11 protein-coding genes are annotated in these 13,005 nt (G+C 65.7%); 6 read left to right on the top strand and 5 right to left on the bottom strand.

Features of this window, described 5'->3' with window-relative positions:
* Positions 1-537: 537 nt before the first annotated feature.
* The gene (locus EN857_RS26555) at positions 538-1,656 is read right to left on the bottom strand and encodes an FAD-binding oxidoreductase (RefSeq protein ID WP_128346986.1); all 1,119 of its coding nucleotides are present in this window, start codon (positions 1,654-1,656) and stop codon (positions 538-540) included.
* Between the two features lie 110 nt (positions 1,657-1,766).
* On the opposite strand from EN857_RS26555, the gene EN857_RS26550 reads away from it, so the two are divergent.
* From EN857_RS26550 to EN857_RS26530, 5 genes are all read left to right on the top strand, one after another.
* Positions 1,767-2,672 carry a LysR family transcriptional regulator gene (locus EN857_RS26550; protein WP_127282713.1) on the top strand — a complete coding sequence of 302 codons (906 nt, stop codon included), beginning with the start codon at positions 1,767-1,769 and terminating at the stop codon, positions 2,670-2,672.
* A 90-nt stretch (positions 2,673-2,762) separates the two neighbouring features.
* On the top strand, positions 2,763-4,841 hold the full coding sequence (locus tag EN857_RS26545; RefSeq protein WP_127391650.1) for a hydantoinase/oxoprolinase family protein: 2,079 nt from the start codon (positions 2,763-2,765) through the stop codon (positions 4,839-4,841).
* A gap of 4 nt (positions 4,842-4,845) precedes the next feature.
* Positions 4,846-6,831 (top strand): hydantoinase B/oxoprolinase family protein, encoded by a 1,986-nt coding sequence (locus EN857_RS26540; protein WP_127391649.1) that lies wholly within the window; start codon positions 4,846-4,848, stop codon positions 6,829-6,831.
* Positions 6,828-7,130 (top strand): (2Fe-2S)-binding protein, encoded by a 303-nt coding sequence (locus tag EN857_RS26535; RefSeq protein WP_127391648.1) that lies wholly within the window; start codon positions 6,828-6,830, stop codon positions 7,128-7,130. Before EN857_RS26540 ends, EN857_RS26535 begins: the two co-directional genes overlap by 4 nt.
* Entirely contained in the window at positions 7,127-8,494 is a 1,368-nt protein-coding gene (locus tag EN857_RS26530; RefSeq protein ID WP_127391647.1) for an FAD/NAD(P)-binding oxidoreductase, read from the top strand. The genes EN857_RS26535 and EN857_RS26530 overlap by 4 nt, the downstream gene beginning before the upstream one ends.
* Positions 8,495-8,532: 38 nt before the next feature.
* Here the strand turns inward: EN857_RS26530 and EN857_RS26525 are convergent, their stop codons facing one another.
* Entirely contained in the window at positions 8,533-9,858 is a 1,326-nt protein-coding gene (locus EN857_RS26525) for an FAD-binding oxidoreductase (protein ID WP_127391646.1), read from the bottom strand.
* Positions 9,859-10,080: 222 nt separating this feature from the next.
* On the opposite strand from EN857_RS26525, the gene EN857_RS26520 reads away from it, so the two are divergent.
* The gene (locus EN857_RS26520; RefSeq protein WP_127283402.1) at positions 10,081-10,557 is read left to right on the top strand and encodes an Lrp/AsnC family transcriptional regulator; all 477 of its coding nucleotides are present in this window, start codon (positions 10,081-10,083) and stop codon (positions 10,555-10,557) included.
* A gap of 31 nt (positions 10,558-10,588) precedes the next feature.
* On the opposite strand, the gene EN857_RS26515 is transcribed toward EN857_RS26520, so the two are convergent.
* Genes EN857_RS26515 through EN857_RS26505 form a run of 3 tightly spaced genes read right to left on the bottom strand, consistent with a single transcriptional unit; the run spans position 10,589 to position 13,004 of the window.
* Entirely contained in the window at positions 10,589-11,917 is a 1,329-nt protein-coding gene (locus tag EN857_RS26515) for an FAD-binding oxidoreductase (RefSeq protein WP_127391645.1), read from the bottom strand.
* A gap of 29 nt (positions 11,918-11,946) precedes the next feature.
* Entirely contained in the window at positions 11,947-12,300 is a 354-nt protein-coding gene (locus EN857_RS26510; protein WP_127391644.1) for a cupin domain-containing protein, read from the bottom strand.
* An 11-nt stretch (positions 12,301-12,311) separates the two neighbouring features.
* Complete coding sequence (locus EN857_RS26505) at positions 12,312-13,004, bottom strand: ABC transporter permease subunit (RefSeq protein WP_127391643.1); 693 nt, start codon at positions 13,002-13,004, stop codon at positions 12,312-12,314.
* Position 13,005 lies beyond the last annotated feature (1 nt).

Here is a 13,005-nt window from a genome sequence, read left to right as displayed (position 1 = left end):
CTCACGTCACGGATCACTTCGACGGCGCCGAAGTGCTTTGATACGCCCGAAAGCGTGATTCCCGTCATGCTTGCGATCCTTCTTTCCTACATAATTTCGGATAAATACCCGATGTCAAGGAATGTTGAGCTACGGCACAATGGGCGCCTCATTCCTGGCCCGCGAAACAGCTGCCAACTGTCCTGCCAACAAGTGGGCGGTTTAGGAGGTTCGCCGGATCATACGAGATCATACGAAGGAAATCGGTTGGCGAACCAGCCGCCAACGTATTGATTTTATGTCGGAAAACGATGACCCTCCGGGCCCGCCATTGTCGTTGTTATCAATGGCTTAGTCTTGATTTCTTCTCTCAAATCGCCTTTCGGCGAACCTCGGCGCATCGTGTTGATTTTGTTGACTTGCGGTGGGCCGCTGAGAGCCAGCAAACGAACGGCGGTTTTGCGTCTCATATGGGCCGGTGCGGTAAGGTTCCGGCGTTTCCGAAAAACGGTCATTGCTGGTGGCCTTGGGGAGGCCAATCGTAGTCAATTCAGTTCGTCAGGCAGCGCGGCTGAAGCGGTCGATCCTGAAATCATTGAGCGGCGTTTCGCAACGGCCGGTCGTGATGAGTTCGGCCATGGCATCGCCGACGCCGGGACCGAGCTGGAAGCCGTGTCCGCAGAAGCCGAAGGCGTGGAACAGGCCTGGCGTCGTCGCCGAGCATCCCATCACCGGGAGCATGTCCCGCACATAGCCCTCGCAGCCGGACCAGGTGCGGATGACCGCGACCTTTGCGATTGCCGGCAGCAGCCGCGCGACGGCGCGCAACTGTAAAGGCAGGCGCATGGGGTCGGCTCTTGCATGGCCGGGTTCGAGATCCACCGGCACCCTTTCGGCCGCGCCGCCGAAGACGATGTTGCCGCGCTCGACCTGGCGCAGATAGGCGCCGTACTCCTTGTCGCGGGTCCAGATGCCGACTACGGGGAGAATTCTGTGCGGCAGCGGCTCGGTCACGCCCATCTGCGGGCCGCGGGCCTCGAGCGGGACCTCTTCGCCGAACTGTGCGGCGATGCGCGCGCCCCAGGCGCCGGCGGTGTTGAGCAGGCACTCGGCGGCGAACGCACCCTTCGAGGTGGCGACGTGGAAACCGGAGTTATCGCGGCTGACGCTCTCGACCTCGGCTTCCTCGATGATTTCTGCGCCCAGCCCGCGGGCCGCCTCGGCAAAGGCTGGCGCGATCAGCCGCGGATTGCCGCTGCCGTCCCGCGGCGAGAACGACGCAGCGATCGCTTCGGGGCCGAGGCCGGGAAAGCGGACACGGATCTCGCGCGGGGTCAGTTCCTCCAGCTCGAGCCCCCAGGGTCGCGCCGTGTCGGCATAGGCCCGCATGTCGGCGAGACCGCCCTCATCGAAGATCAACCGGATGTGTCCGGTGGCGCGGAACTCCACGTCACGGCCAAGCAGCCTTTCGGCCTCGCCCCACAGCTTGAGCGAGCGGTGGGCCAGCGGAAGCTGGGACAGATGGCGCCCGGTGCGTCGGATGTTGCCGAAAGAGGCGACGGTTGCTCCTGTGCCGATTCGGTTGCGCTCGATCAGCGTCACGCGCGCGCCGCGCCTGGCCAGGAAATAGGCCGAAGCCGTCCCCATCAGGCCGCCGCCCAGCACGATCACATCCATAGCGGCCCCTCGCAAACAGTGCCCGAATTTCGACCGATCTTGTCGACGCCGCGCCGATGCGTCAAAGATGGGTTTGGACGAAAACCATAAGCTTGACCTATGGAGTGACAATGCGGGCGCGGCAGCTCGAAGTGTTCATCGCCGTCATGCGCGCGGGCACCGTGACCGCCGCGGCGCGGATGCTGAACATCTCCCAGCCTGCGCTCAGCCAGATCCTGCTCCACACCGAGGACGAACTCGGCTTCACGCTGTTCGAGCGCGTCAAGGGACGGCTGCGGCCGACGCCGGAGGCGCTTGAGATTTTCGCCGATGCCGAAAGGCTGTCGGCGGGGCTGGAGGGCTTGCGGCGCAAGACCACCGACCTGCGCCTGGGTCGGGCTGGCCTCGTGCGCGTTGCGGCCTCGCCGCCGCCGGCCATGGCGATATTGCCGCGCGCTTTCACCAGTTTCCGGGCGCAGCATCCAGGCATTCTGCTGCGTTCCCACATGGCGCCGATCGCAGCCATCGTCGACATGCTGCGCGCCGGCGATGCCAGCCTGGGCGTCGCCTTGGACGACCGCCTGCCTCCCGATATCGAGGCGGAGGTGATCGGCAGTGTCGGCTTCGCCTGCCTGCTGCCGGCCGGGCATCCGTTGGCCAGGAAAGCCGAGTTGACGCTCGCCGATCTCGCCGGAGAGGAGCTGATATCCTATCGCGGAAACACCCGTCCCGCCGACGAACTGGCCCATGCGGCCCGCGCGCAGGGCGTGGCGCTTTCGCCCTCGCTCGAGATCGACGTCTCCATCTCCGCCGTCGGCTTCGTCCAGGCTGGTCTCGGCATCGGGCTCGTCGACGCCCTGCTGCCTTGGCGCCAGTTTGCCGGGCTTGCCGTCAGGCCGCTGGCAGCGGGGCCGGAATTTCCCATCGCTCTGCTGACCTCGCGCACACGCGCCCTTGCACGGGCCGACGAGATGATGCGCGACCAGATCCGCGCCGCCTGCTCCGCCGTTCTGGGCGGCGACAAGGCAAAGGCATAAGCAAACCTTATATGCTTGCCCATCATCCATCTTGGACCCAGACCGGCCAGCCGTGCCAGCTTTCTGCAGGCAGACAGGAAGGGACGCACCATGGATGGGGTCATCACTGGGGATGAGGCGCAAAGCGGAACCGACTGGAAGGTCGGCGTCGATATCGGCGGGACTTTCATCGATTTCTGCGCGCTCGAGGCGAACTCGGGACGCGTCGCCTCCCTGAAGGTGCTGACGACGCCGGAGGACCCGGGCGCCGAGCTGATGACGGGCCTCACCCTTCTCGCCGAACGCGAAGGCTTCGATCCGACCCATATGACACGCTTCGTGCATGGCACGACCGTCGGCATCAACACCATCATTCAGCGCAAGGGCGCGCCACTGGCACTGTTCACCAATGCCGGCTTCGAGGACGTCATCGAGCTGGCGCGGCTTCGCATGCCGGACATGTATTCGCTGTTCTGCGCGCGGCCGGATCCGCTGATCGCGCGCGACATGGTGTTCGGCATTCCGGCCCGCTTGCGTGCCGATGGAAGCGAATCCCAGGCACCGGACATGGCGGCGGTGGAGCGTGCCGTGATGGCGGCAAAAGCGAACGGCGCGCAGGGGATTATCGTGTCCTTCCTCCATGCCTGGCGCAACGGCGCGCAGGAAGCTTCGGTGAAGTTGGCGGTCGCGCGCCTTGCGCCTGATCTCTTTGTCTTCACCTCGGCCGAGGTCTGGCCGGTCATCCGCGAATATGAGCGCAGCTCGACCGCCATCCTCAACGGCTATGTTCATCCACGCGTCTCTGGCTACCTGACCGCGCTGGAAGAGCGGCTGAAGCGTCGTGGCGTGCCGGCCCGGCCGATGCTGACCAAGTCGAATGGCGGGCTCATGAACGCCGCCGAAGGCAAGCGCGCCTGTGTCAACATGCTTTTGTCGGGAACGGCCTCAGGCGTCATCGGCGCCTCGTGGCTGGCGCGCCAGGCGGGCGAAGACAAGGTGCTGACCCTCGACATCGGTGGTACCTCCGCCGACTTCGCGCTGATCATCGGCGGCGAGGCGCAGTTCGGCACCGGCGAGTTGATCGGCGAATTTCCGCTCCACATCCCCTCCGTGTCGGTAAGCTCGATCGGCGTCGGCGGCGGCTCGATCGCCAGCGTCGATGCGCAGGGCGTGCTGCGGGTCGGACCGGAATCGGCGGGTTCGACGCCGGGGCCGGCATGCTACGGCCGTGGCGGCACGCAGGCGACGGTGACGGACGCCATGGTGGTGTGCGGATGGCTCGGTCACAGCGAGATGGCCTATGGCCAGCTCCGCATCGATACCGGGCTGGCGCATAGCGCGGTCGGCGAGCTTGCCGCCCGGCTCGGCCGCCCGGTCGAGCAGACCGCGCAGGCGATCCTCGACATCGCGGTGTCGGAGATGTTCGTCGAGGTCGAGAAGCTGGCCTCGCGCGCCGGCGTCGACCTGCGCGAATTCACGCTGATGCCCTTCGGCGGCGGCGGCCCGATGCTCGGCGCCTTCCTCGCCCGCGAACTCGGCATGAAGCGCGTCATGGCGCCGCGCCGCCCCGGCGTGGTGTCGGCGCTGGGCGGGCTTGTGGCGGACCTGCGCGGGGATTTCATACGCACCATCTTCAGCCCGCTGACGGCTGCGTCGCTCCCCGAGATTCGCGAGGCCTTCGATGCTCTCGCGCAGGAGGGGCGCGATTGGCTCGCGGCGCAGGGCCACGACGCGGCGGCTGAGCTCACTCTCTCCTGCGACATGCGCTATCTCGGCCAGAGCTACGAGATCGAGGTCGTCCTTTCACCGCAATGGCTGGCGGACGCCGACCCGGAGGCAATCGAGCAGGCATTCCACCGCACCCATGAGCAGCTCTACGATTTCCACGACCCGGACGGCGAGATCGAGCTTGTGAACGTGCGGCTGTCCGCCATAGGCGCGGGGCCGAAACTCTCCTTCCCGGAGACAGACGAGATCGGCGCCGCCGCCATTCCGGCGCGCCGCCTTCCGGTCTACACGGGCGCGAGCCTCGAAGTCGTGGACCTCCACGACCGGCAGACCCTGGTGCCGGGCACCACCTTCCGAGGGCCTGCCGTGGTCGTGCAGGAAGACACCACCTTCGCCATTCCCGCGGGAGCGCAGGCGCGCGTCGACCGCCACCTCAACCTTCTGCTGACCTTCGCGGAGTGACGCCATGTTTGACCGGACAAACCTGCAGGTTCTGGCGAACCACGCCCGCGCGGCGGCCGAAAACATGGCCCACACGCTGCACCGCACCGCGCACTCCGCCTTCGTCAAGGAGACGCAGGATTTCACCGTGATGCTGATGGACCGTGCGGGGGCGACCTTCGCCGTGCCGATGGAACTCGGCGCCACGTGGTATCCGGGACTTTCCTACCACCGCGCGATCGCGATGGTCGACGACTACCGACCTGGAGACGTCGCCTTCACCAACGATCCCTATTCGGGCCACGTCGCCACGCACGCCCCCGACACGCATCTGTGGAAGCCGGTCTTCGTCGACGGCGAGATCGTCGCCTGGACCGGAGGTCACATCCACAACACCGACATGGGCGGGGCGGTGCCGGCTTCGCTCAGCCGGGCGCTGACCGAAATCCATCAGGAAGGCATCCGCTTCCCGCCGATGAAGCTGGTGCGGGAGGGCGTCTTCGACGAGACGATCCTGCGCATCATGAGCACCAATGTGCGCAAGCCCGACCTCAACATCGGCGACATCAAGGCGCTTGTCGGCGCGCTCAACACCGGCGAGCGCAAGATCCAGGCAATGGTGCGGAAGTTCGGCAAGGCCGGCTTCATCGAAGGGGTTGCCGCGCTTCTCGATCATGCCGAGGCGCAGGCGCGCGACGTGCTGCGCGCCATGCCCGACGGCACCTGGGAATTCGCCGACTATGCCGACGAGGATTCGGTCGAGGCCAATCCCTGCCGGCTGAAGCTGACACTGACGATCAAGGGCGACGAGGCAGTGCTCGACTTCACCGGCTCCGATCCGCAGTTGGGCTCCTCGCTCAACGTGCCTTCAGGTGGCGACCCGCGCCACACCATGCTGTTGGTCGGCGTCTACTACGTGCTCTACACGCTCAACTCGAAGATCCTGCTCAACACCGGCCTTACCCGGCCGTTCACCTGCATCACTCCCGAGGGATCGGTGCTGAACCCGGTCCATCCGGCAGCCGTCGGCATGCGCTCGCTCACCTGCGCCCGGCTGCGCTCCGTCATCTTCGGCGCCTTCTCGCAAGCAGTGCCCGAGCGTCTGCCCGCGGCGCCGGCCGGCAACAACTGCATCGTCAACGTCATGACTATCGACGAGCGCAGCAGCCGCACGGTCATCGCGGCGGTTAACCCGGTGGTCGGCGGCGGCGGTGCGATGCCGCATCGCGATGGGACCAACGGATCGGGCGCCGATGCCGCCTATCTCAAGAACACGCCAATCGAAATCACCGAGACCGAGACCCCAGTCGAATTCGTGAAATATGGGCTCGCCAGGGACAGCGGCGGTGCGGGCCGCTGGCGCGGCGGGCTGGCGACCGAGATGGCCTTCCGCGTCTTTGCCCCCGACTCCAGGATCACGGCGCGCAACCGCGACCGCAGTTTCTTCCGTCCCTGGGGCGTGCTGGGCGGCAAGGCGGCCGGCCTGTCGGACATGGTCGTCAATCCGGGCACCGAGCACGAGCGGCGGCTGGGCAACATCGACACCGCGGTGCTGCAGCCCGGCGACCTGCTCGATATCCGCTCCGCCGGAGGCGGCGGGCGCGGCGATCCGCACCTGCGCGAGCCCTGGCGGGTCGCGCAGGACGTTCGGCGCGGCTATGTCTCAGAGGCATCGGCGGAGCGCGACTATGGCGTCGTCCTGCGCGGCGGCGAGGTCGACGAGCAGGCGACGGAAAGGCTGCGCGCGCGGCACAAGCCGTCCGTCGGCCATTTCCATTTCGGTCCAGAGCGCGACGGCTACGAGGAGCAATGGACCCCTGCCGCCTACGACCGGCTCACCGCCATACTGAGGGACCTGCCGATCCACTGGCGGTTCTTCGCCAAGACCGAGATCTTCCGGCGCATGAAGGGGGGCTCCGGGCCGGAGGGCGTGCAGGCGGCCTTCGATGCGGCGTGCGAACGGTTCCCCGAACTGCCGCGTCCTCGCCCGGTGCGGGAGGCCGCTGAATGATCAGCGCCGGCCGCATCGTCCGGCTGGCCGAGCGCGACCGGGTAGAGGTGCATTTCGTCCTCGATGGCGAGATGCGCAGCGCGCTGGCCGGCGATACCTTGCTGACCGCCATGCTGGCGTCGGGACGAGCCTTGCGAAAGTCCGAGTTCGGGCCTGAACCCCGCGCGGGCTTCTGTTTGATGGGAGCCTGCCAGGATTGCTGGGTCTGGCAGGAAGAGGGGCCGCGCCTGCGCGCGTGCACAACCCCTATCGCTGAGGGCATGCGGCTGCGCACGACACCGCCGGAGAGCTGGCCGTGAGTGACGCTTCATCGCCGAAGATCGTGATCGTCGGCGCCGGTCCGGCTGGCATAAGGGCGGCGGCGGTGCTGGTCGAGGCCGGGCTGCACCCGATGGTGATCGACGAAGGTAATCGCGCCGGCGGTCAGATCTATCGTCGCCCGCCGGACGGATTTACCCGCACGCCGGAGCAGCTCTACGGGTCGGAGGCCGCGAAGGCGCGGGCGCTGCATGCGCTGTTCGACCGGTTGGTCAAGGATGAGCGCCTCACCCATTGCGCGGCGAGTTCGGTCATCGCCGCGCGGGACGGTCGGCTGCATGTGCTGGGGCAGGGCGGCATGCAGCTAGTCAGCTATGACCGCCTGATCCTTGCCACCGGCGCATCCGATCGCGTCGCTCCGGTCCCCGGCTGGCAGAGCGCCGGTGTCTACAGCCTCGGCGCCGCGCAGATCGCGCTCAAGGCGCAGGGCGTGGCTCTAGGGCGGCGGATCGTCCTGATGGGATCGGGGCCTTTGCTGACGCTGGTCGGCGCCCAACTCGTCAAGGCTGGGGCGGATGTGGCGGCGGTGCTGGATACATCGTCCTGGCGCCAGCAGATGCGGGGATTACTTGGGCTCGCCGCCCGGCCGCTGGTCGCGCTGCGCGGTTTGGCGCTGCGGGCGAGGCTCGGCGGTCGTTACCATGCGGGGGTGACGCTCGAACAAATCGAGGCCGACGAACAAGGTGTCATCGCGATGCGTTGGCGCGACGCTGGCGGCCGCGAACACGTCACGCGATGCGACATGATCGGCATGGGCTGGCACTTGCGTGCTGAGACCCACTTGGCCGACGTCGTCGGGTGCGCCTTCGCCTATGACGCGCAGTGGCGGCAATGGCTGCCGAAGGCCGATGCGATGGGCCGTGCCGGGAATGGCGTCTACCTTGCGGGCGATGGGGTTCGGCTTCTGGGAGCGGACGGCGCGGAGATTGCCGGGCGCCTTGCGGCGGCGGCGTGCCTTGCCGATCTCGGACAACCGGCGCCGTCGGCCAGCACCGATCTGAGCGAGCTCGCGCGGCTCGAGCGCTTTGCCCGCGGTCTGGCCCGCGCCTTTCCCTGGCCGGAGGCGATGGCGCGGGTGCTCCCTGACGACGCGATTGTCTGCCGCTGCGAGAACGTGACTGCAGGAGACATACGCCATGGCGTGGCTTTCGGCGGCTGCGAGGCTAACAGGGTGAAGTCGCTGTCGCGCGTCGGCATGGGGCGCTGCCAGGGGCGCTACTGCCAGTTGGCTGCCGTCGAGCTTGTTGCGGCACAGGCCGGCTGCACGCCCGGCGCCGTCGGCCGGTTTCGCGGACAGGCTCCTGTCCGACCGGCGCCTATCGGCGCTTTTCTGCGGAACGGCTGACGCAATTGCGGATGCCGCGCATTGATGAGGGTCAAATCCTAGAATTCGGCAACCTTGCCCCAGGCGGAGGCTTCGAAGCGGCGCGGATCGTAGGATGTCGGATCGACGATCGGTTCCGACCCGGTCACCAGATCGGCGACGAGATGACCGGCGCCGGGCCCGATGCCAAAACCGTGTCCCGAAAATCCGGCGGCGAGGAAGAAGCCCGCAACGCTATCGATCTCGCCGATGGCGGGCACGCCATCCGGCGTGCTGTCGATGTAGCCGGCCCAGGCAGCGCTGATCTTCGTCTTTCTGAGGTCGGGCAGAAGTTCAAGCGCGCGGGCATGGGTCAGACGGATGGTGGCCCGGTCCGGAGCCGGATCGAGGATGCGCATGCGCTCCATCGGCGTCGGCTGGTCGAGCCGCCAGCGCTGCAGCGTTTCGTGCCCCGAGCGCACGCCTTGCAGTCCGCCGGGCGCGAGGCTGCGCCACCGCTTCAGAAACATGGGCAGGAACTGCGACGAGAAGCGCAACTGCTGCGGCGTCACGTCGACGCGGCCGCGCCCGCTGATGGCAAGCGTGTAGCCGCCGTCGCCGCGACGCGTGGCCGAGATCCTCGCCGTGTGCAGCGCATCCGGCAGGCCTTCGGCGCCGGGAGAGACGGACAGGATGGAGGAACGGATCGACGCCTGCGGAAAGCGGAAACCGAACTGCCGGCAAAAGGACGACGCCCAGGCGCCGCCGGCCATGACCGCCACTTTCGTGCGGATCGTTCCGCTTTCGGTGACCACGCCGCTCAGGCGTCCGCCCTCGGTCTCGATGCCGCGCGCGGCGCAATTCTGGTGAACGGTGCCGCCGAGCTTGAGGATGGCGCGGGCGACCGCGGGCGCGGCCCGCGACGGGTCGGCGGTGCCATCGCTCGGCGAGAAGACGCCGCCCTTCCAGGTCCGGCCCGTGGCGCCACCCCGCTCGCTGGCCTCGGCGCCGTCGAGCATATGGGTGGTCACGCCGGCCGTCCTGGCGAAGTCGCGCCAGCGCGCCCAGCCGGCCAGTTCCGCCTCGTCATTGCTGAGATAAAGCAGGCCGCAGCGGCGAAAGCCGGTGTCTTCGCCGGTCGCCGCCGCAAAGCTGTCCCACAGATCGAGGCTGCGGGTCGCCATCGGCAGTTCGCGGGCGTCGCGGTTCTGCTGGCGGCACCATCCCCAATTCCTGGAGGATTGCTCGGCGCCGATGCGTCCCTTTTCGACAAGCGCGACCTTCATGCCGCGCCTGGCAAGATAATAGGCCGCGAAGACACCGACGATGCCGCCGCCGATCACCACCACGTCCGCGGATTGCGGCAGTTTGCCAGATGTCTCGATTTGCTGCAGTGGCGCGCGCATGGTCTCTCTACCTTCACGCGCCAATCTAACGCGTTGCGCAGGCAGCCGCTGCCGCAGTTGAAGCCGAAGCAGAATTTTATTTCGGCTGCTCGGTCGAAATCGGAACTCGCTGCGTTTCAAAGCGGTGCCCGCTCGGATGGACTGGCCCGCGGGCTGTGGTAGTGTCAAGGCTGTTGGTACGGCAGCATTTTGTGCTGTGGCATGCGATCTTTGGAGACGGCCATGAAACTGGATCGGATCGACATCAAGATTCTTCACGAATTGCAGAAGAACGGCCGCATCACCAATGTGGAACTGGCCGACCTCGTGCATCTGTCGCCGAGCCCTTGCCTGATGCGGGTCAAGAAACTGCAGTCGGAAGGCTACATCGAGGGCTATTCCGCGCAGATCAACATCGGCAAGCTCGGCCAGACGCTGACCGTGTTCACCGAGATCACCTTGAAGAACCACCGCCAGGTCGACTTCGCCCGATTCCTCGCTGTCGTCGAGAAGATCGACCAGGTGATCGAATGCCACCTCGTCTCGGGCGGCTACGATTACCTGATGAAATTCGTCACCGCCGGCATCGGCGAATACCAGACGATCATGGAACGGCTAACCGACATGGATATCGGCATCGACAAGTATTTCTCCTTCGTCGTGCTGAAGTCCCCCATCGTCAAGGCGCACATGCCGCTGCCCAGCCTGTTCCCGATGTGAGGCCTTACGCGCGATCATCGAAATAGGAAGGTCAGCCTTTGGGACTCTCCTTCTTGCCGCGCATGGCGCGTTTGTCCCTTCGTTCATAGAGCGAATAAACCAGTGGGATGAACCAAGGCTTGCCACGGTATAGAGGCACTGCCTTCGGTGGCGGATCGAAGTCGAAAGCCGACTGAGCCCTCTCTGTCTGGCCAAGGAGCTTGAAGGCGGCCTTCTTGCCGAGCCAGCGCGCCCAAACCACACCGGAACCGCAGAAACCGGTGGCGTAGACCGTATCGCCAACCGTAAACATTCGCGGAACCATGTCGCGGTTCATCGCGACTTGGCCGAACCAGCTATGCGTTATGCCCACCTTTGCCAGTTCGGGAAAAATACGCCCAAGCTCCGAGCGCAGATGTGTGGTGGGCGCCAGCGGATCCCCTTCCGTCGTGCCGTCGCGTCCGCCGAATAGAATGCGCGTGCCATCCGGCGACGGTCGGTAGTAATAGCTGAGCTGTCTCGTGTCGCCGTGCATCATCTTCTTCGGCATCAGCCGGTCCATCACGCTTTCGCCCAACGGCTCGGTCGCTATGATGCGGCTCCGCACCGGCACGAGGCGACGGCGCAGCCAAGGATCGAAGCCGTCCGTGTAGGCGTCGGTGCATACCAGCAGCTTTTTCGCCGACACCTCGCCGCGTGACGTTGCGAGGCGCACACCACCAGCCTCTTGGCTGGTCCCCAGAACCGTCGTGTTCTCGTGAATGATGGCATCGGTTGTTCGGGCGACCCGCAATATGCCCGACAGCAGTTTGGCGGGATGAAGGCCTCCGATGTCCATCCGTACGAAGCCGCCGGCGTAGAAGTCCGTGCCGATATACCGCGATACTTCCTTGCGGGGGACCGCCGACGTCTCAATCCCGAGGAAACGGTTTAAAAACTCGGCGTGGCGGCTGAGTTCATCACATTCGCGATGGTTTACCGCGCCATCGAAGAGACCCGAGAGGAAGAAGTCGCATTCCACCCCTTCGGTTTCGAGGAAGGCTGCCAGGTCCTGTCGCGCCGCCTTTCCTTCCGCCAGGATGCCATCGGCCCGAGATTGACCGAACCTGCGGATCAATTGCTTGCGGCTCGGCCTTATGCTGCCGCTCGCCATGCCGCCGTTTCGGCCTGACGCGGCCTGCCCGATAGCTTGCCGGTCGAAAAGCTGGACGCTGCGTCCGGCTCTCGCCAGTTCGATGGCCGCCGACAGCCCCGCATAGCCGCCGCCGACGATGGCGACATCGCATCGGGGGACCAGCGGCACCACAGGCAAGGCAGAAAATGCGCAATCGTCCCACCAGTATGGCGTGGCCTTGAACGGACGCGAGGTGGTCGTATCCATGCTGTGCATCTGTGATCCGATCAACGCGCTCAATCGCGCGAGACCCAGAGCTTGCGGGTGGCTTCGATCACCCGCCAGACGCCCGTGAATCCAGGGTGCATCACGAAGGCGTCGCCTGCCGAAATGCGGCGCGGCTCGAACCCGTCCTCGATGAGTTCCGAAACTCCCGAAAGGATGTAGCAGACTTCGAAGGTTCCGCCTTTTATGGAGCGATAGGCGCCCGGCGTGGCCTCCCATACACCGGCCCGCACTTGGCCGTCAGCGGTTTGCGCGATATCCCAAGTCAGGAAACGGGGATCACCATCCACGCGCCGTTCCGGCAGCGGTTCGCCTTTCCTGGGTTCGGGGAGCTTGTTCTGATCGAAAAAGGTAAGCTTGGACATGGGGCACCCTTTCAGCGCGCGGCATGCCGCTCGAAAGACAGGCGCCTTTCGATGGCATGCAGAGCAGTCAGACAGACGACGTTGATTGCAAGGTAGAAGACGGCGGTGATGACGAAGATTTCCATGATGGCGAACGTCTCGCTCATCAGCCGTTTGGCATAGCCGGTGATTTCAAGCACCGTTATGGTGGAGGCAAGGCTTGACTCCTTGATGATGACGGCGACCTCCGTGCTGTAGGAGGGCAGGGCCTGGCGCAGCGCCAAGGGGAACTTGACGCGGTGAAAAACCACCCAGGCGGACATGCCACATGCCTGCGCCGCCTCGATCAGTCCGCGCGGCAGCGACAGCAGCGCCGTACGGAAGATCTCCGCCGTATAGGCACCGGTATTCAGGATGACGGCAAGGATGGCGGCATGCAGGCTGTCGCCGATCAGCCACCACAAAACCGTATTGTGACGTATGAAGCCTATCTGCGCGAGGCCGTAGTAGATCACAAAGACCTGCACGAGCATCGGCGTGCCCCGGAACACCGCGCAGTAGAAGTCGGCGCATTTGCGGACGATGCCGCGCCGGGACATGCGGGCGGTTGCCATAAGTATGCCGAACGGCAATCCGATGCCGACCCCGAAAAATGCAATCAGCAGAGTCGTCTTAACGCCGACGAGCAGAAACGGAACCGCATAGGTGACGATGCTGAAGTCCATC

The sequence above is a fragment of the Mesorhizobium sp. M4B.F.Ca.ET.214.01.1.1 genome, assembly GCF_004791545.1.
GTDB classification, from domain to species: Bacteria; Pseudomonadota; Alphaproteobacteria; order Rhizobiales; family Rhizobiaceae; genus Mesorhizobium; species Mesorhizobium abyssinicae.
The sequence above is the reverse complement of the archived record's forward strand: the minus strand, read 5'-3'. Positions and strand labels throughout refer to the sequence as shown.